The sequence below is a fragment of the Pseudoalteromonas sp. T1lg122 genome, assembly GCF_002964825.1.
GTDB classification, from domain to species: Bacteria; Pseudomonadota; Gammaproteobacteria; order Enterobacterales; family Alteromonadaceae; genus Pseudoalteromonas; species Pseudoalteromonas gelatinilytica.
In genome coordinates, this window is record NZ_PQCG01000033.1 from 15390 (window position 1) to 34423 (window position 19034).

The following is a 19034-nucleotide window of genomic DNA, read 5'->3' on the forward strand; positions in this document are numbered from 1 at the left end:
GCAAGAAAATAGGGCATGAGGATAAAGCCATGAGCAATGACATTTCATCACTTCGTCAGGCATTTGCAAGCCAACGTCAATTTTATGATGATCAAAACTTCCCACGCGGTTTTGGTCGTAGTGGTCACTTCACTTTGCTAGAAGCCGACATTCTCGAACAGCATGGTGTTGTATTAAAGGGTTTATACAACAAAACCCTAGAACCACAAAATGAATTTCAAACTCAATTTGTGCAAGTTGTTACTGGTAACCTTGAAGCAACAAACGCAGTAGAGCGAGCTTGGATCAAATACCTAAAACAAACAACCTGTAAAACCAAGTTTCACACGTTATTTGGACGCTCACGTATCGCGAGCCCAACACCACAAAGTGTTGAATATTATTCTGAGTCAGACAGCCTATAACGATTTGCTTTTTTACCCTTTTAGGGTTAAAACTGGTAATAACTTTTGTTTCGCCAATAAGTTATTACAAGGCACGTTGTGACTCGAAGAATATTAATAATTGAAGATACGCCAACCATTGCGCGAGTGCAAAAACATATCGCGCAAAAAGTTGGCTATGAAGCTGATATCGCAGGTTCTTTAGCAGAAGCAAAAGAGCTAATTAGCAAGCACAGCTATTTTTGCGCCGTGGTTGACTTTATTCTTCCTGATGCACCAACCGGTGAAGCAGTGCCCTGCACGATTGCAGCTGACATTCCTACCATCGTAATGACCGGTAACCTTGACGAAACAACGCGCAACATCGTTGAAAAACACCCCATCATTGACTACATCACCAAAGAAAATAAACAAGCCTATCAATATTTAGAAAAGCAACTCGCTCGCTTACCTCGTAACGAGCAAATATTGGTATTGGTCGTCGATGATTCAGCGGCAACACGCCATCATATATGTAACTTATTAACTCGGCACAAATACCAAACTCTCGAAGCCGTTGATGGTATTGATGCTTTAAAAGTTCTAGCAGAAAACCCCAAAATTTCGGTGATCATCACTGACAATGAAATGCCAAATATGAATGGTGATGAGCTGTGTGTCGAAATTCGCCGTTTATACTCAAACGATGAAAAAGCAGTGATTGGTATTTCGGCTTACGATACCTTGCACCTTTCAACACGTTTTTTAAAATCAGGCGCAGACGATTACCTTCGAAAGCCATTTAACAATGAAGAGTTTTATTGTCGGCTTAGCCAAAACGTCGACATGCTTGAAAACATCAAGACTATTCGTTTACAAGCTAACACGGATTACCTTACCAAACTTCCCAACCGCCGCTATTTCTTTGGTGAAGCAAACAGCCAGTTAAAAGCCGCTAAATTGGCAAATACCTCAGTTTCGCTAGCCATGATTGATATTGACTACTTTAAATCGATTAATGATAACTATGGTCATGATGCCGGTGATGAAGTGCTTAAAGGCTTATCGCAATGTATGGCAAAGTATTTTGAAGAAAACTTAGTAGGCCGCTTTGGCGGTGAAGAATTTGCCGTGTATTTTGCTGATCAAGACGCCAATGAATCGTTGCAGCGTTTAGAAAAATTCCGCTTATTTGTTGAAAAACACAGCCCTGAGTTCAGTAAAGACCGTATTAAGTTTACGTTGTCGATTGGTTTTCATAATGGGCCTGTTTACAGTTTAGATGAACTAATAAAACAGGCCGATTTAAAGCTTTATCAAGCAAAAGAGTCAGGTCGAAACAAATTAGTAAACTAAGCCTATACAGGCTTAGTTACCGCCTCTAATTTCGCTTTGCGTTGCTTACGACTTTGACGGTACGAATCCCAACTGAATAATGCCAAAGCACTCCAAATACACGCAAACGTAACAACACGCTCAGCATCAAATACCTCACCGTAAAACGCCACCGCAAGCATAAACATTAAGCTTGGGCCAATGTACTGAAAAAAGCCTAATGTACTGTACTGAAGGCGTTTTGCTGCACCGGTAAAACATAACAGCGGTAAGGTCGTCACCACACCAGCACTAATGAGTAACACGTTAATATGCCAATCATTCGCGGTTAGATCAGAGCTTGCAGAAGGTGCCATCAACCACCAGTAAATAAGCGCAACGGGCAATAAAATAAGTGCTTCAAGCAATAACCCTGGCAATGATTCGATTGGTAACTTTTTACGTAGTAACCCATAAATAGCAAACGATCCTGCTAATGAGAAAGCAACCACAGGGAATGAACCAAAGCTCACTAGCTGTAGCAACACACCACAAAGCGCTAGACCAACCGCAACGCCTTGCCATTTACGCAGTCGCTCACCTAAAAACAACATACCAAGTAACACGTTTAGTAGTGGGTTGATGTAATACCCTAAACTAGCATCGAGCATGTGATTATTGTTCACTGCCCAAATAAATAAGCCCCAATTAAAGCCGAGTAAGCTTGCTGTGATCACCAGCATCAGTAACAATTTGGGTTGCCCAAGCACGACTCGAATACGTTGCCATTGATGACGAGCAGCAATAATAAGAAGTAAAAATAACACCGACCAAATAACACGGTGCATTAAGATTTCAAACGCAGATATCTGCTGTAAAAGCTTAAAGTAGATGGGTGCAAGACCCCACATAAAAAAGGCTAAACACGCGAAAATAACGCCTTTTCGCTGCTCAATGTTGGTAGGCATAAGTTTGGCTTTATAGTTTAAAAACGCTATTTTACGCCCCCTCTGCAGTGACGCAACCAAAACCCGCTAAATAAACCCATGTATTTACTTCTTAAAAGGGACTGCCATTGTTGCAAACTAACGCCTTGATATTAAGCACCTGTGAAACGCTGAATTCTGCATCTTGAGGTCGTTTGTGTATATTGCTAAAGACATCGCTATAAAAAACCACTAAAATGTTCGGCGATGAATACCAATACCGCAACGTCCAACACACCCATTCGATCACCACAAGCTGTACTCAAACAAGTGTTTGGTTACAAGGATTTTCGTGATGGCCAAGAAGCGATTATAGCCGCTGCGCTAGACGGACAAGACTCGCTTGTTCTTCTACCAACCGGTGGAGGCAAATCATTATGCTATCAAGTACCCGCTTTGATCCTCGATGGTGTAACTGTGGTTATCTCGCCGCTTATTTCTTTAATGCAAGACCAAGTTGCTCAACTAAGAGCACTCGGTGTACAAGCGGCGTACATCAATAACAGCCTGCCTTTTGAAGAGCAACAAGCTGTCTATCAGCAATTGCATTATGGGCAAATAAAGCTGTTATATGTAGCACCAGAAAAAGTACTGCAACACGAATTTTTAGAGCGCTTGAGCCACCTTAAGCTCGCACTTTTTGCGATTGATGAAGCCCACTGTGTGTCGCATTGGGGTCATGACTTTAGGCCACATTACTGTCGACTCAACGAGTTAAAGCAACGCTTTATGCATGTGCCTATGATGGCACTCACAGCAACAGCAGATAAAGCAACTCGTTACGATATAATTGAGCAGCTACAGCTTAACCATCCTTACGTGCACACTGGCAGCTTCGATAGACCGAACATTCGTTACACCATCGAAGAAAAATTTAAACCTATGGTGCAGCTACTTCGTTATTTAAAAGAACAGCAAAATCAAAGTGGTATTATCTATTGCACCAGCCGTAAACGGGTTGATGATGTCGCTGAAAAACTTGCTGACGCAGGGTTCAATGCTGCCGCCTACCATGCGGGTATGAGTAATGAACAACGACAGTTTGTGCAAACAGGCTTTGCCCGTGACGATATTCAAATTGTGGTTGCGACTGTGGCCTTTGGCATGGGAATTAATAAACCAAACGTACGTTTTGTGGTGCATTACGATATTCCAAAAAGTATCGAAGCCTATTACCAAGAAACCGGCCGTGCTGGTCGTGATGGCTTGGCAGCTGAAGCGATTATGTATTTTGATCCAGCAGACATAGGCCGCGTACGCCGCTTTTTTGAAGACATTGAAGACGAGCAACGTCGTCGTGTTGAAGAACAGCGCTTTAATGCCATGGCAAGCTTCGCCGAAGCACAAACATGCCGCAGACAAATCTTGCTCAATTATTTTAGTGAATATAAGCGCGAAACCTGTGGTAACTGTGATATTTGCTTAAACCCACCCACCAGCTTTGATGGCACGCTTGTCGCACAACAAGCCTTGTCGTGTGTGTATCGTGCTGAGCAACGTTTTGGGATTGGTTATATTGTTGAGTTACTGCGCGGCGCAAACACGAGCCGTATTCGTGATAACAATCACCACCAGCTCAGCACCTATGGCATAGGTAAAGAGCACAGTGTGGAATTCTGGCTAAGTATTTTAAGGCAGCTTATCCATCAAGGATTATTGAGCCAAGATATTACCCAAGGTTCATCATTACGCTTAACCGAAGCCGCCCGAGCGGTACTTAAAAGTGAATATGCACTGCAGCTTGCTGAGCCTCGCTTACAAGCTAAGCACGTTTACCAAGATAAACTCGCTCAGTTTAATTACGATAAAAAGCTGTTTGCGAAATTACGTGCCTTACGTAAAGAACTGGCCGATGCCGATGATGTACCACCTTATGTGGTATTCAATGATAAAACCCTTGCTGAAATGGCGCAGCTCATGCCAACCAACGACAGTGAGTTTTTAAAAGTGTCGGGTGTTGGCTTTACCAAACTTAACAAGTACGGCGCGCCGTTTTTAAACGCCATTCGCGACTACTTAGCCGCTAATTAGGACTGCTATGACTGAACTCAAATATGATGCCGAACATGCGATCATCCTTGTTATACCAAGCGAGCTTCCACACGACGAAGACTTTGAGCTTTGGGCGACGCTTTTCTTACACGCTCCAGCCATAACTACGGCCGACTTTGATGCCGGTGCTGATCGCCACCAATTACGCTTTCACTTTACAGATCATAGTTTTAATCTAAACTTTGAACATTACAGTGAAAGTATTTGGATTAATGCTGAGGGCATCGAAGCCAGTGCTGCATTACCGCAACTTCAACAATATTTGGTCGCGCAATTACAATAATAAGCTAGACTTTCTTCCACGCTTAGTATGTAGTAGTTGCATAGGACATACTCAACTAAGGGTGTAAATGGGATTTAAGCAGTCGCACTTTGTTGCAAGGTTAATAACATTGTTGCCAGTCTGCATGGCAGCTAATGTTCATGCAGAGCAGTTGTTTACTGACGATAGTAATTATTGTCAAAACCAACGTACGCTTAAATCACAAGATAATAACCTACGCCGACAGCTCGATGCCGATAATCCCCTACCCGATGCCGCTAATAATCGCAAAATAGCCTCTATTGAACTTGAACAGCTGAACGTATTTAACACTGAGCTTGAAGAAGAAAATAATTTTTTATTCCGCTTTGCCAATCGCGCTCATATGACCACTGAACCAGAGGTAATACACAGCGTTTTATTGTTCGAAGAAGGTGATGTTTACAATCCACGTAAATTGCTAGAGTCAGAGCGATTACTGCGTAAACAAGGCTACTTATATGATGCGCGTATCAACGCAAAGCTTGATTGTGACGGCAACGTACATGTAAAAGTCATTACGCGCGATTTGTGGACTTTATTACCTGAAATAAGCTTTAGCCGCAGTGGTGGTAAGAATGAGTCGAGCATTGGCTTTCGAGAATCTAACTTTTTAGGCTGGGGTAAACGGGTATCGTTTACCCGTACTCGAGATGCAGACCGCACAGGTTACCTGTTTGTGTATGATGACCCGCATATATTCTCTAGCCGCTATCAAGGCCGCTTAGAATATTCAGACAACGACGATGGCAAACGTCATTATATTGATGTGAGCTACCCATTTTTCTCGATTGATACGCCCTACAGTTATGGCGCAACGAGTTACTCAGATCAGCGCCGAGAATCACTTTACTATCGCGGCGATGTAGTTAGCGAGTTTGAGCAAAAAACCTTATTAAACCGTGCTTACTTTGGTCACTCATCACAACTTGGTAATAATTGGACCCAGCGTATTAAGCTTGGCATCGAAAACCGCGAAGAAACCTTTAAAGAGACACCATTTACGCGCTTCCCCATCGCTGAAGATAGAACGCTAAGTTACCCTTATGTTAGTGGCCAGTGGTTTGAGGATCATTACGTTAAAGTCAGAAACTTTGATAGCATCTACCGTACAGAAGATTTAAACCTGGGTTGGAATATCCATGCCTTACTCGGTTATTCAAGCAAAGATTTTAGTGACGATGCCAGCCGTACTATTTATTCGTTATCTTTATCAAAAGCACATTACTCGGGGGATAACCAGTTATGGCGCTTTAAGGCAGACCTTGATGGCTACTGGAATGAAGAAATCGATGATGTCGAAAACCTATTTGCCAGCACACAGCTACAGTATTATCTCAATACCACACTAAGACAAAGCTGGTACGCTAAAGTACGTCTTGAGTATGCTGAAAATCTCACTGCTGATAAACAACTCACTATTGGTGGTGAGAATGGTCTACGTGGTTACCCGCTTGACTATCAAGTAGGCGACCGTAGCTTTTTAGTGACTTTAGAGAAACGCTACTACTGGGAATATGACTTACTGCAATTGTTTAAAGTCGGTGGGGCCGCGTTTTATGATATTGGTAGAGCTTGGTATAACGACAAAGATAATGGCGCCAATGGTAACGTACTACAAAATGTGGGTGTAGGCCTTCGCTTAGCGCCAAGCCGCGCCAATGCCGGTACGGTTATTCACCTAGATATTGCCGCACCCATTAATAAACAAGATGACGACATAGACTCAGTGCAATGGCTAGTAACGGTTAAAAATACCTTTTAAAGTGGTGTTATTGTTAAGCTAAAAAGCTAAAATCAAAACATAAAATATTAACTTAGGAACCCTTTTGGACTTCGTCGAATTCTTTAACGAGCAATACCACTTAATCGTGACTATTATCGCGATTTTGCTTTACCCGCTGCTTCGTAAAACCACCAAAAAACTGCTGTTAAAAGCAATTAAAGGCAAAGCGGATCCACATCGTGAATACCGCGCTGAGCTGTTACTCAATATCATTCTTGCCATTGTTATGCTGTGTTTAGTGCTGGTTTTTTGGGGTATTGAGCTACGAGGATTATTAGTACTTGGATCGTCCATTTTTGCTATGCTGGGTGTCGCGCTTTTTGCTGCTTGGTCGTTGCTAAGTAACCTAACAGCCTTCTTGCTAATGTTTATTCAAAACGATTGTCGCGTTGGTTTTTGGGTGAGAGTAATTGACGGTGCAAACTTCTTAGAAGGCCGCATTATAGAAATGGGCTTGATGAACGTCGTGCTTGAGCATGTTGATGGCCACAAGGTCATTTACCCAAACAACATCTTTGTTACCCGCCCTGTAATGGTGTTAAAGAACCCACCAACAGCGACTAAAGCGCCAACCATAAAGCGCATTTTAGGTCCAAAAAAATAGCCGCTTAAAATTAACGCAAAGAGCAGTTAAAAGGGTGTTTTTTTCTGCTCCCATAGGCGATTAATATAAAACTAAATAAAATGACTAAAGGGTGAAATAACACAATGTGAACAACACTTTGCTCTGTAAAAAAGCCGTGCGTAAGTGAAATAACAAGCGTTAATAAACCTGTGTAAAATAGAAATATTTTCATCTTTGATCTGTTCGTTAATCGACAACTATTAAGTAAGTAAAAGAACTATAAACCTTGTACTTACTCTAAGGTCAAGTAATAGATCAGGAGGAGCGGATACAAAAAAGCCAAACAGATAGTTTGGCTTTTTTAATAACACAAGATGGTACTAGTTATTTAAATCTGCGGTTTTTAACTCGTCTTCAATATCGCTTATTTCATCAATAAAGTTTTCAAGTTGCTGCTCTACAATACTATTTGCATGAGCAAAGTAAGCAAGATGGAATACAGCATCCCCCTCGTTTACAAGCGGCATGGTTTGTTGACCAATCACAATACCACTGCGCGGCGCGAGTAGTTCAAGCTCAGCATCGCCAAGCGGGCTGCTAATATACGCTAAAACCTGCCCTTTCATCACTCGCTCACCCAGTGATACTTGTGCACGAACAATGCCGTCAACTTCGGCACGTATCCAGCTCGTCGAGCTTGCAATCACTGGCTCTGGCAGTTTCTTAGCGCGCTTACCACGCACCATTTTTAAATGACGCATGACATAATCAACACCTTGCACACCTGCAGCAATCGCAATTGGGTCAAAGCGAAGCGCTTCACCCGCTTCATAAGTAATCACTGGAATACCTAAGTTAGCCGCTTCACTGCGTAATGAACCATTACGAAGTGACGCATCAATCACCGCTGGAGTACCAAACGCTTTCGCCATGGCTGCTGTTGCAGGGTCGCTCAAATTAGCACGAATTTGCGGCAAGTTCGTACGGTGAATTGCACCAGTGTGTAAATCAATAATGTGCGTACAATGCACTGCAACTTGCGAGAAAAAGGCATTGGCCATACGCCCAGCTAATGAACCACGGGTTGAACCCGGAAAACTACGGTTCATATCACGTCGGTCAGGTAAGTAGCGTGACTTATGAATAAAACCAAACACATTCACAATCGGCACCGCAATAATAGTACCGCGCAATTGCTCTGGCTCGATTTTAGCCAGCAATTGCCTAACAACCTCAACACCATTGAGCTCGTCACCATGAATTGCAGCACACACCATTAATACAGGTCCTTGCTGCACACCATTTACCACTTCAATAGGAATATTCAACGGCGAGTGGGTATAAAGCTTGGCAGCTTCAATCGCAAATGTCTTACGTTCACCAACTCCCACCGTATCACCTAAAATTGAAAACGATGTATTTTTCTTAACCTTAGCCACGCACTGTTCCTTTTAATAGAGCGCTTATACCAAAAGGCCTAGCCTTTACCACGCGTTGCTGTTCTTTTTGATGCCGCTGTTTTTTCAATAAACTCAACGATCATGCCAGCAATATCTTTACCAGTTGCCACTTCAATACCTTCTAGGCCTGGTGATGAGTTAACTTCCATCACCAATGGACCACGTGCAGAGCGAAGTAAATCAACACCTGCCACGTTTAAGCCCATTGCTTTAGCAGCTGCAACCGCCGTTCTTCTTTCTTCAGGAGTAATACGAACCAACGTCGCGCTACCACCACGGTGTAAGTTAGAGCGGAATTCACCTTCTTGCGCTTGACGCTTCATAGCAGCAATTACTTTGTCACCTAAAACGAAACAACGAATGTCTGCACCACCGGCTTCTTTGATGTACTCTTGCACCATGATATTCGCTTTTAAACCCATAAACGCTTCAATTACGCTTTCTGCTGCTTTACGTGTTTCCGCTAATACCACACCGATACCTTGCGTACCTTCAAGTAGTTTAATAACGACTGGCGTGCCGCCTACCATGCTTAATAAGTCTTTAACGTCATCAGGCTTACTCGCAAAGCCTGTCACTGGCATACCTACGCCTTTACGTGACAATAATTGTAATGAACGTAACTTGTCACGAGAGCGGCTAATAGCGACCGATTCATTCACTGGGAATACACCCATCATTTCAAACTGACGTAAAACCGCACAGCCATAGAAAGTCACCGACGAACCGATGCGCGGTACGATGGCATCAAAATCTTTTAAATTTTCACCGCGGTAGTGAATTTCTGGTTGCTCTGAGTTGATGTTCATATAACAACGAAGTGCATCAATTACTTTCACTTCGTGGCCACGTTGCTCTGCAGCTTCGATTAAGCGACGTGTTGAATATAAATTTTGGTTGCGAGATAAAATACCAAGTTTCATAGTTAAAAACCTTAACTGATAAACTCACACACGTAGCAACGTGTGAAAGTCTTTTTCCTATAATAAATGAGATAAAGCCGGGTCAACGACTATGCGATTTTCCATTGCTGTACGCCCTAACAACATTCTAAACTTCATTGTTGAACGGTTACTTAAAGTTACCCTTACAGGCCAGCTTTGGTCACCTGCGACTAATTTTGTTTCGATAAAGTAGCGAAGTTCACGCTGACCGCTTGAACTGGTCACGTATTTACGCTCAACCACTTTGGCACGGCACTCTACCGTTGTTTCTACATCTTCTTGCAGAGGATGGGTAGTAAATTTCACCCATGTTTCGCCATTTTCTGAAAATTCCTCAATGTCAAAAGCATGAATGCATGAAGTTCTTGCCCCAGTATCAACTTTTGCTTTGATTTTTTCTATTCCCAGTTCAGGCAGGCCAAGCCATTCTCGCCAGCCAACAATAATTTTTGCGCTCATTAATGTGCCCTCTTTAAAAAAGTGTCTTATACGCTACAGAGCTAGAAACACCAACGAAAATAATTTATCCCCTCGATAAATCGATTTAATTGACGTAGGCTAAACTATAATCAACTATATCGCACTATTTGTAAAACGAGAGTTCAATATGATCAATGGGTTACTTCATGTCTTAATTTTAGACGAACAAGGCGGCGCACGTGCTATAGAAAATAGTACTGAGCTGCAAAATTGGCAACCTGAGCACGGTAAACTTTGGGTGCACATGGATTACAGCCAAGCTGAAGCCGTTGCATGGCTTGAGCAAAGTAACTTATTAACTGATTACGAGCTTGAATCTCTGATTGCCGATGAAACACGTCCGCGTCTGACCAAGGTCACTAATGGTAACATGCTGTTTTTACGAGGTGTAAACCTAAATCCAGCACAAAGCCCTGAAGACATGGTCTCGTTGCGTTTATTCATCAATGAAAACATTCTGATCACAACACGTAAGCGCCGTTTGCTATCCGTGCAGGATGTTGTTGAATCATTTGATGGCAGCAATGGTCCTTGCTCAATCTCTGAATTAGTATGCCAATTGGCACAAAACCTAACCTCACGTATGCAAGCTGTTATCGACAGTTTAGATGACACACTCGATGGTTTTGAAGATGAAATTGACGAGCCAAACAAAGGCTTTGATCATCAATCATTAGCGCAAATTCGCCGCCAAACAATCGCATTAAAACGTTATTTAAGACCACAGAAAGAAGCCCTTATCACTTTATTAAACAATAAATATAAGTGGTTAGATGAAGACGATAAAGCACGCCTAAACGAAACAACCAATATGTTGATCCGTTACTTAGAAGAGCTAGATAGCTCAATTGAACGCGCGCAAATTATTCAACAAGCGATTACTAGCCAAGTGTCTGAGCAACTAAACCAGCGCATGTATGTGATGTCGGTGGTTGCTGCACTGTTTTTACCACTTGGCTTTTTAACTGGCTTACTAGGTGTAAACGTAGGCGGTATTCCGGGCACTGAAAGCCCTTACGCATTTAGCTTATTTATTATTTTCTTGGTGGTGCTCACCGTTGGGATTGGCATTTACTTTAAAAATAAGAAGTGGCTATAACTCGACAACCTTTTTAATTAAATCAAGGCGGACGGCATGTTCGCCTTTTTTTGTTGCCAAAATCAGGTGCTCACCATCGGGGTTCAGTATCTTCAAGGTCTCTGCCTTACCTTCTAACTGTTCACCAGAGTCTAAGGAAATGCGTAAAAAGGAGTTATGCATGCACCATAATTCGTATTTATCGTAGTCACCACAGGCGATGGGTTGATAAGTCATTGGCTTTTTGAGATTGCTAAAGGAATAAATCGAGCTTAGAAGATATTAACGTGAAGAGCAAATGGCGCTCTCGGCAGGGATCGAACCTGCAACTTAGCCTCCGGAGGGCCACGTGATATCCATTTCACCACGAGAGCACATTTGTCGTCATCAATACTGACTCGCGATATCAGCATGACAACCCGGCAATGATAATGGCATCTTGCACTAAATGCTAGCGTCGAGGCCTTTATATGCGCACAAATTCAGCAATTTGCATTAAAATGCTTCACATTAGTGCAGAACCAATGTATTAACGTATACTTAATAAAATTAATAACAAGGTGGCAGTCATTGCCATGTAAGGGGAATTTGATCATGAGTTTAATGTCTACAGAGCAAGTCGCGGAGTTTTTAGGTGTAAAAGTCGAACGCGTAAAACGACTCGCTCGCGAACATTTACTGATCTCGAAATCACAAGATGACAAAGGTGAGCCTTTGTTTGATCCAGAAGACGTAAAAAAATATAAAGAACTTGCCGAACGAATTGGCGGTCTTTAATTTTTAACTTTTTCTATAAAGTGGTTAAGCTGTGTAAGCAGTGGCGCCACTTTATCCATTGCACCACGTTGTTCGTACCAACAAATACATAAAAGTAAAAACAGCGCATGAAACGCTGCGAGCTTTTCAACTGATAAGTTAAATTCGTGATGTTCGCACACTAATGCTTGATAGCGTTCAAGCAACACTAGTTGCTGCTCATCATTTAACGCAAAGCTCACCACCAGCGCAGCTAAGTCGAAGTAAACATCGTTACTTTTGGCATATTCAAAGTCGATTAAAAACATACCCGTCTCATTCACAATGATATTTTCTTTCACTAAATCATTATGACAAAAACCCATGTCTTTAGGCGCTGAAGCAATATAAGCCAGAGACTGCTTAATTAGCTCAGCATGTTGCTGATAACGCGCTGTTTGCTGGTAGTAGTTAATTTCGTAGGCAATATCCATCGGCTCGGTTAACACAGGATAACGATGTAAATTAACTAAGTCGGGCAATAAGCTACTACAAAAATCACCGCTGGCAATACTGCCTGCCACGTATTCGAAAATAGCCGTATCGGTTGCTTGCTCTAACCAAAGTGGGGCTGGGCAGCAGCTTTGCTTTGCAAAATGCGCTTGCGCTGCAAGGCCTATCGCCGGCCAGTGGTCGCGATAGTGCTTAACCAGAAAATCTTGGCTTGCTGTTTTAACTAGGTAGTTATCATTGCTTAGCCCCTCAACCAGCGGGCTGATTGAAGTAATAACTAAACGTGAGTTGAAGCGCGTAAAGAGCGCGTGAATTTGTTGCTCTGTCTTCATCTATAGCTGTGCAAGCGGCTTAGCCTGATGCTGCTCGTATTCTTCATACCAAGTTTTAAAGCCCCACGCGGCCATAATGGTGTAAAACACGAAAAGTACTAAGGTTGGGTAATACCCTTTTTCAAAGTATAGATACATAGAAGCTGCATCAATTACAATCCAGTACAACCAGTTTTCCAGCACCTTCTTGGCAACAAGGTAGGTTGTCACCACTGCAAAACAGGTGGTAAAACTATCTAAATAAGCAAAATCGGCGTGAGTGTAATTGGTCATCACAAATCCAATGGCAACTGAGGCCAGTGAGGTGGCAAGCAAAATCACCGCATGACGCTTTAACGACCATGAAATAATGGGCAGATGATCTTTATTGTTCATTCCCCTGCGCCAAACCACCCAACCATATACCGCCATATACATGTAGTAAAAATTAAGGAGCGACTCCATCAACAGTGCGCCATTCCAGTACATTACGGTATAAATAAAGGTGCTCACAAACGCGGCAGGCCAACACCATAAGCTTTCTTTAATCGCTAACAATAAATACGCCATCGATAAGGCAACGGCAATATATTCCCAATGCGACATGGCAGTAAAGCCTGAGAAGGTTTCGCTCAAAAATTCCATAACACGCGCTACTTTAGGGTTTAGTCTTCGCTAGGCGACAAGTCACCATGTAAGAATTTACAGACAAAAATAGCTTTACCAAACTCTTCATAAGAACGTTTGATTTCAGTATTAAGTACAGACATCACTAAATCATAGTCACCAAAAATCTGAGTAGATAAGGTATTGGTGATCACTTTAAGCCCTTCGTAACTGTTTACACGGTCAATAAAGCCCTTGATAAACGGAATGTAGTCTTGATGTAGTGGGTACTTACTGATCTCTACTGAAAGTTTCATTATGAGTTACCGAGTCTTTGAAAAGTATTGCATTGTAACCCGCTTGTACTAACAAGTCATGGCTATGACTATTTTTTAGTGTAAAATCAGCCCCGATAAACATTGAGGATTCATTATGGCACGCCGCATCACTTACAAATTTAAAAACCAGCCTCGCGAAATCAATTTTGCAAAAGATAAATACCGCGATATGTACCATGCAATCGCAGCGGCTGAAGGCATTGATTTAACGAATTATTTAAAGATGGAACAGCAAGTCGAAATGACTTCAAAAGGCTCTGCGGCAGTACGTAACTTTCGTGATCAAGAATTCGCACGAATGGGATTCAGTGACGTGTATTTTATTAAAGAGTAACAAAGTTACTCTTGATACTCGTAACTTACGCGTGGGGTGATATTACACAGTAACTCGTACGGAATGGTTGTTGCGCACTGGGCAATCTCTTCAACGGGAAGCTCTGGCCCCCACATGATCACCTCGTCACCAACCTTGATGTTGTCGCGGTTATCACCAATATCCACCGTGATCATATCCATCGCTACACTGCCAACAATACCATAGCGTTGTGATTTGATAACCACAGGTGTGCCCTGCTCGGCATGGCGTGGATAACCATCCCCATAGCCCATCGCAACCACTGCAAGCTTAGTCGGTTTATCGCTATGCCAACGCCCACCATAGCCAACACACTGTTCAGCATCGACATCGCGTATTGCGATAACACGCGTTTTTAAACGCATAACAGGTTCTAAGCCATGTTGTTGACCAACACCGTTGAGCATAGGCGATACACCATACAGCATCAATCCTGGGCGCACCCACTCACCATGACCTTTTGGCCAGGCAATAATGCCAGCAGAGTTTGCAAGGCAATGTTGCTCTGTCTTGTCACTCGCTAGTGAGTCAAATAAGGCTATTTGCTGGGCTGTCTTTTCATCATTGATGTCGTCGGCGCACGAGAAATGCGTCATTAACTTAATGTCATCACGCGCATTTGGGCTTGCTTTTAAGCGATTGTAGAAAGACTCGAATTGCGAAGGAGCAATACCCAGTCGATGCATACCCGTATTCACTTTTAACCAGCATGCAATTGGTGCATCAAGGCTTGTGTTTTCAAGCGTTGTCAGCTGATTTTCATCGTGAATAATGGTTTGAAAGTTATTGGCAAGCAAGATCGGTAAATCGTCTTGATGAAAAAAGCCTTCAAGCAACACAATCGGTTTTGTCAGTCCGCCAGCACGCAGTGCTAATGCTTCGTCAATACGTGCAACCGCAAAAGCGTCGGCATCATTTAAGTATTGGGCAATTTTTACTAAGCCATGGCCATAGGCGTTGGCTTTTAGCACCGCCATAACTTTACAACCAGGCGCAAAGCGTTTCACTTGCGCTAAATTATGAGCGAGTGCTTGTAGGTTGATTTCGGCAATGGCTAAGCGCATTAGTATTCGTCGTCTATCGCTGGGCCCGCGTAGTTATCAAAACGCGAGAATTGACCTTGGAACGTTAAGCGTACTTTACCGATTGGACCGTTACGCTGTTTACCGATGATGATTTCGGCCACGCCTTTTTCTGTACTGTCTTCGTTATACACTTCATCACGGTAAATAAACATGATTAAGTCGGCATCCTGCTCGATTGAGCCTGATTCACGTAAGTCGGAGTTGATTGGGCGTTTATCAGCACGTTGCTCTAGGGTACGGTTAAGCTGCGATAGTGCAATAACCGGACACTGCAGCTCTTTTGCCAGTGCTTTTAATGAACGAGATATTTCAGCAATCTCTAAGGTACGGTTATCTGATAAGCTTGGTACACGCATTAACTGCAAGTAGTCAACCATGATCATACTAATACCGCCATGGTCGCGGGCAATACGACGTGCACGCGAGCGTACATCCGTTGGTGTTAGGCCTGATGCATCATCCACATACATTTTACCTTTTTCCATCAACAAGCCCATGGTTGACGACAGACGTGCCCAATCATCATCATCAAGCTGACCGGTACGCACCTTAGTTTGGTTAATACGACCTAGTGATGCCAGCATCCTCATCATGATTTGCTCTGAAGGCATCTCTAGTGAGTAAATGAGTACAGGCTTATCTTGGGTCATCGCAGCGTGTTCGGCTAAGTTCATCGCAAAGGTCGTTTTACCCATCGATGGACGTGCCGCCACAATGATAAGGTCAGAAGGCTGCATACCCGCCGTCATTTTATCCAGATCGGTATAACCCGTACTTACGCCGGTCACACCATCTTGCGGCGACTGGTAAAGCTCTTCAATCTTATCAACGGTTTTTTCTAAGATACTATGTAAGCTTTGCGGACCTTCAGTGCTTTTACTGCGCTGCTCAGCAATTTTGAATACTTTACTTTCGGCAAAGTCGAGCAGGTCATGGCTGGTACGCCCTTCTGGGCTAAAACCCGCTTCTGCAATTTCGTTCGCAACACCAATCATTTCACGAATAACAGCACGCTCTCGTACGATATTCGCGTAAGCATCAATGTTCGCCGCACTTGGCGTGTTCTTGGCAATTTCAGCAAGGTAAGCAAAGCCACCAACACTACTTAACTGATTGTTTTTCTCTAAGCTCTCAGAAATAGTGATCAAATCGATTGGATCGCCACTTTCAGCAAGGCTCACCATTGCTTCAAAAATTAGCTTGTGGGTGCGGGTATAAAAATCCTGTGCAACCACTAACTCAGCAACACGGTCAAACGCTTGATTATCAAGCATTAAACCACCTAAAACAGATTGCTCAGCTTCAATTGAATGGGGAGGAACTTTTAACGTGTCGACTTGCTTATCTGGTTTGGCCATAACTTCACAAAACTTAAATTGAATGGCTCTATTCTATCGACTTGCTAAGGCTGTGCAAATAGTTAATACCAATCGACTTAAATATTTGGTCATTCTAGCGTGCTAAATAAAGCGCTAACTGCGTTAGAAATGTCTAAAGTAGAGTAACTACATGTCAAAATTTCTGCCTTGTTATCACTTCATTTATCTGTCGCTATTTAAGACCAACAACTTAACACGATTGGTATAAGCGGGAAGTCTTCCCGCTTTATTGTAATTGAGTGAAATATTGTAATTGAGTGAACTGTAATCGTTATTTCTGTTTACGAAGTTCAATGCGTCCGCTAATGGTATCCATTTCGATATCAGCATCGCCACCGTTAATACTAAATTCTAAGTCGCTAGATGGGCCGTATTTCGCCTTCGTTGCTTTGTCATCACTTAGCTCATTAACGATTTTGCCGTTAGCATGAGCTTCAATTTCAAACTTTGCCGATACATCAGCTGGGAAGTAAAACTCGGCGTCACCACTGACTGATTCAAAACGAATATTAGCATCTTCAAGCAGCTTACTGATGTGAACTTCAGCTTCACCGTTAACGGTATTAATACGCAGTTTTTTAATTGCATCAAAAGCAAAGTCGATATCACCGTTTACGTTTTCAAGACGCACATCTTGCGCTTTGGTCTTTGACTTAATGTCTCCATTCACCGCGGTAAAACGTAAAGCACCTTGCGAGTTTTTATCGTTAATTTCACCATGACTGTTTCAAAGCGAATATCACCGTTCAGGTCGTGGGCATTCACATCACCATTGACCGTTTCAAAACTCATGTTGCCGCTAATATTTTGCACTGTGATATCACCGTTAACGGTATCGATCTCTGCGCCCGCCTCAAGCTCTTTGGCACTAACCGTGACATTCACCCCAGCAAATTCAAGCTCACTGCTTTTTGGCATATAAATGGTTAAGCGAGAGCCATCACCGCTATTCCAGCCACCTAAGTTACGCGGCATTTTTACGATAAATTCAACACGGCTGCCTTCAACCTCTAAACGATAGCCTTGTGCTTTATCGTCAAGCTCACCTTCGATTTTAAGTTGTGGTTTATCCCACCCTTCAATGCGTACATCACCACGTTGGTTTTCAATAAAAATGCGTTTATTTGCAGGTACATCAATTTGTTCATTAATGGTTTGTCCTGCCATTGCCATCAGTGGCAGTAATCCTAAAGTTAAGGCTAGTAATTTCATAATTGTCACTCCTAAATCGTTTGCCACTTCGGTGCATGCACCTTGTTAATTAAGTCCAGTTGTTGCTGATAAATCTGCGATAGCATTTGTAATAAAGCCGGGTTTTCAGGTTCATTCTCAAGTGCTTGCTTAATGGCACTTTCGGCTTCTTCTAACTCTTTTAGTTGTTGCTGCCAGTTATCGGTTAACGCAGGTTGATTTTGATACTGCACCAACAAACCTTGCTTTTGCTTGGTAAAATAATCGCTCATTGCCATCATACTGTTTGACTCGCCTTGGCCAACAAAAAGCTGTACGGTCAAAAGTGCTGCTATACAACAAGCGGCGATAGCTGCGAGTTTATTCCAACCATGCGTTGGCTTATCAGCTTGCTGTGTTTGCCCTGTTGCAATTGCTCGCTCAATCCCCGGCCAAAGATCTTTATCAGGGCTAATATCTTGCTGCTGGTTAAGCGAGTCATTTAAAAATTGTTCAAATTCTGGCTTACTCATTTTCATACCACTCTTTTAATAACTGCCTTGCACGGTGAAATTGCGATTTACTAGAACCGACCGCCATATCAAGCATGCTTGCTATCTCTTCATGGCGATAACCTTCAATGGCATGGAGCACAAACACCATACGTGCTCGCTCAGGTAGTCTCAGTACTAATTTATCGAGGCCGTTAAAGCCGTCACAATCTGCTGCGCTTTGCTCATCCATACCGCTTTGTTCAAAACTCACTACTTTTTGAAACCAGCTTTTATGTTTGCGAATGTAGCTAATCGCAATATTGCTGGTAACACTGTGTAACCAAGTCGAAAATTGTGAGCGTCCATCAAAGTTCGCGATTTTGTGCCACAACTGTACAAACACTTCTTGTGTTGCATCTTCGGCGTGCTCTTTGTCTGCAAGTAATCGCAAACAAAGGCTATAAACCCGCTTCACATGCAACTCATAAAGTGTTGCATAGGCTGCTTGATCACCGCTTTTTACGCGCTCTATCAAGGCATGCTCACTTTGCTGGGCGAACGCTTGTTCTGCATCTATCAACATCCTGGATGTTGTCCTTTATGATTATTGTTGTGAATTTAGTGTATTAGACGTAAGGAGGGATTCAAAAGGTTTAAATGAAATTAATTTTTTTTGTGTAAGCTACAAATAATTGAGCTTACACAATTTTATTTGGGGAT

At 42.6% G+C, this 19034-nt stretch carries 21 protein-coding genes, 1 tRNA gene and 1 pseudogene; 9 read left to right on the forward strand and 14 right to left on the reverse strand.

The genetic code is table 11. From position 1 onward, the window contains the following. Positions 1–29 precede the first annotated feature (29 nt). Together C2M33_RS16425 and C2M33_RS16430 are read left to right on the forward strand one after the other, a co-directional pair. Positions 30–404, forward strand: a complete 375-nt coding sequence (locus C2M33_RS16425; RefSeq protein ID WP_063699788.1) for a DUF413 domain-containing protein — start codon at positions 30–32, stop codon at positions 402–404. 78 nt (positions 405–482) lie between these two features. Continuing rightward, a complete protein-coding gene (locus C2M33_RS16430) occupies positions 483–1718 on the forward strand; it encodes a diguanylate cyclase (protein ID WP_105174929.1) in 1236 nt (411 codons plus the stop codon). A 2-nt stretch (positions 1719–1720) separates the two neighbouring features. On the opposite strand, the gene rarD is transcribed toward C2M33_RS16430, so the two are convergent. Then, positions 1721–2644, reverse strand: coding sequence for an EamA family transporter RarD (rarD, locus tag C2M33_RS16435; protein ID WP_105174930.1), 924 nt, complete (start codon positions 2642–2644; stop codon positions 1721–1723). 225 nt (positions 2645–2869) lie between these two features. Between rarD and recQ the strand changes: the two genes are divergently transcribed. From recQ to C2M33_RS16455, 4 genes are all read left to right on the forward strand, one after another. Further along, positions 2870–4693, forward strand: coding sequence for a DNA helicase RecQ (recQ, locus tag C2M33_RS16440; RefSeq protein WP_063699795.1), 1824 nt, complete (start codon positions 2870–2872; stop codon positions 4691–4693). A 7-nt stretch (positions 4694–4700) separates the two neighbouring features. Then, positions 4701–4997, forward strand: coding sequence for a DUF3630 family protein (locus tag C2M33_RS16445; RefSeq protein ID WP_063699797.1), 297 nt, complete (start codon positions 4701–4703; stop codon positions 4995–4997). Positions 4998–5121: 124 nt separating this feature from the next. After that, positions 5122–6780 (forward strand): BamA/TamA family outer membrane protein, encoded by a 1659-nt coding sequence (locus C2M33_RS16450; protein WP_105174931.1) that lies wholly within the window; start codon positions 5122–5124, stop codon positions 6778–6780. A 64-nt stretch (positions 6781–6844) separates the two neighbouring features. Next, positions 6845–7405: a mechanosensitive ion channel domain-containing protein gene (locus C2M33_RS16455; RefSeq protein ID WP_105174932.1), complete on the forward strand. Its 561-nt coding sequence runs from the start codon at positions 6845–6847 to the stop codon at positions 7403–7405. Between the two features lie 341 nt (positions 7406–7746). On the opposite strand, the gene C2M33_RS16465 is transcribed toward C2M33_RS16455, so the two are convergent. From C2M33_RS16465 to C2M33_RS16475, 3 genes are read right to left on the reverse strand one after another with little or no spacing between them, the layout of a single operon-like run. Further along, positions 7747–8805 carry a succinylglutamate desuccinylase/aspartoacylase family protein gene (locus tag C2M33_RS16465; protein ID WP_063699801.1) on the reverse strand — a complete coding sequence of 353 codons (1059 nt, stop codon included), beginning with the start codon at positions 8803–8805 and terminating at the stop codon, positions 7747–7749. 38 nt (positions 8806–8843) lie between these two features. After that, positions 8844–9749, reverse strand: a complete 906-nt coding sequence (gene rimK / locus C2M33_RS16470) for a 30S ribosomal protein S6--L-glutamate ligase (RefSeq protein WP_063699803.1) — start codon at positions 9747–9749, stop codon at positions 8844–8846. Positions 9750–9806: 57 nt separating this feature from the next. Next, entirely contained in the window at positions 9807–10229 is a 423-nt protein-coding gene (locus C2M33_RS16475) for an ATP-dependent zinc protease family protein (protein ID WP_063699806.1), read from the reverse strand. 148 nt (positions 10230–10377) lie between these two features. Here C2M33_RS16475 and zntB point away from each other — a divergent pair, with 148 nt between their 5' ends. Further along, positions 10378–11349, forward strand: a complete 972-nt coding sequence (gene zntB, locus C2M33_RS16480) for a zinc transporter ZntB (RefSeq protein WP_105174934.1) — start codon at positions 10378–10380, stop codon at positions 11347–11349. On the opposite strand, the gene C2M33_RS16485 is transcribed toward zntB, so the two are convergent. Both C2M33_RS16485 and C2M33_RS16490 read right to left on the reverse strand, forming a co-directional pair. Further along, a complete protein-coding gene (locus C2M33_RS16485) occupies positions 11344–11565 on the reverse strand; it encodes a Rho-binding antiterminator (RefSeq protein ID WP_105174935.1) in 222 nt (73 codons plus the stop codon). The genes zntB and C2M33_RS16485 overlap by 6 nt on opposite strands. A 62-nt stretch (positions 11566–11627) precedes the next feature. Next, positions 11628–11702, reverse strand: a tRNA-Arg gene (locus C2M33_RS16490). Between the two features lie 220 nt (positions 11703–11922). Here C2M33_RS16490 and C2M33_RS16495 point away from each other — a divergent pair. After that, complete coding sequence (locus tag C2M33_RS16495; protein ID WP_054563404.1) at positions 11923–12105, forward strand: helix-turn-helix domain-containing protein; 183 nt, start codon at positions 11923–11925, stop codon at positions 12103–12105. On the opposite strand, the gene C2M33_RS16500 is transcribed toward C2M33_RS16495, so the two are convergent. From C2M33_RS16500 to C2M33_RS16510, 3 genes are read right to left on the reverse strand one after another with little or no spacing between them, the layout of a single operon-like run. After that, complete coding sequence (locus tag C2M33_RS16500) at positions 12102–12908, reverse strand: phosphotransferase family protein (protein WP_105174936.1); 807 nt, start codon at positions 12906–12908, stop codon at positions 12102–12104. The two genes, C2M33_RS16495 and C2M33_RS16500, sit on opposite strands and share 4 nt — an antisense overlap. Beyond that, complete coding sequence (pnuC, locus tag C2M33_RS16505; protein WP_058583797.1) at positions 12909–13532, reverse strand: nicotinamide riboside transporter PnuC; 624 nt, start codon at positions 13530–13532, stop codon at positions 12909–12911. Positions 13533–13552: 20 nt separating this feature from the next. Next, positions 13553–13810 (reverse strand): YkoF family thiamine/hydroxymethylpyrimidine-binding protein, encoded by a 258-nt coding sequence (locus C2M33_RS16510; RefSeq protein WP_054563401.1) that lies wholly within the window; start codon positions 13808–13810, stop codon positions 13553–13555. Between the two features lie 115 nt (positions 13811–13925). Between C2M33_RS16510 and C2M33_RS16515 the strand changes: the two genes are divergently transcribed. Continuing rightward, the gene (locus C2M33_RS16515; RefSeq protein WP_054554201.1) at positions 13926–14165 is read left to right on the forward strand and encodes a DUF2960 domain-containing protein; all 240 of its coding nucleotides are present in this window, start codon (positions 13926–13928) and stop codon (positions 14163–14165) included. 5 nt (positions 14166–14170) lie between these two features. On the opposite strand, the gene alr is transcribed toward C2M33_RS16515, so the two are convergent. The 5 genes and pseudogenes from alr to C2M33_RS16540 form a co-directional block, all read right to left on the reverse strand. After that, positions 14171–15250 carry an alanine racemase gene (alr, locus tag C2M33_RS16520; RefSeq protein WP_105174937.1) on the reverse strand — a complete coding sequence of 360 codons (1080 nt, stop codon included), beginning with the start codon at positions 15248–15250 and terminating at the stop codon, positions 14171–14173. Further along, positions 15250–16629, reverse strand: coding sequence for a replicative DNA helicase (gene dnaB, locus C2M33_RS16525; RefSeq protein WP_063699817.1), 1380 nt, complete (start codon positions 16627–16629; stop codon positions 15250–15252). The genes alr and dnaB overlap by 1 nt, the downstream gene beginning before the upstream one ends. A 292-nt stretch (positions 16630–16921) precedes the next feature. After that, positions 16922–17862 (reverse strand): annotated as a pseudogene (locus C2M33_RS16530) (DUF4097 family beta strand repeat-containing protein). Positions 17863–17873: 11 nt separating this feature from the next. Further along, positions 17874–18359, reverse strand: a complete 486-nt coding sequence (locus C2M33_RS16535) for a hypothetical protein (protein ID WP_082873943.1) — start codon at positions 18357–18359, stop codon at positions 17874–17876. Then, on the reverse strand, positions 18346–18897 hold the full coding sequence (locus C2M33_RS16540; protein WP_054554197.1) for an RNA polymerase sigma factor: 552 nt from the start codon (positions 18895–18897) through the stop codon (positions 18346–18348). Before C2M33_RS16540 ends, C2M33_RS16535 begins: the two co-directional genes overlap by 14 nt. Positions 18898–19034: the final 137 nt, after the last annotated feature.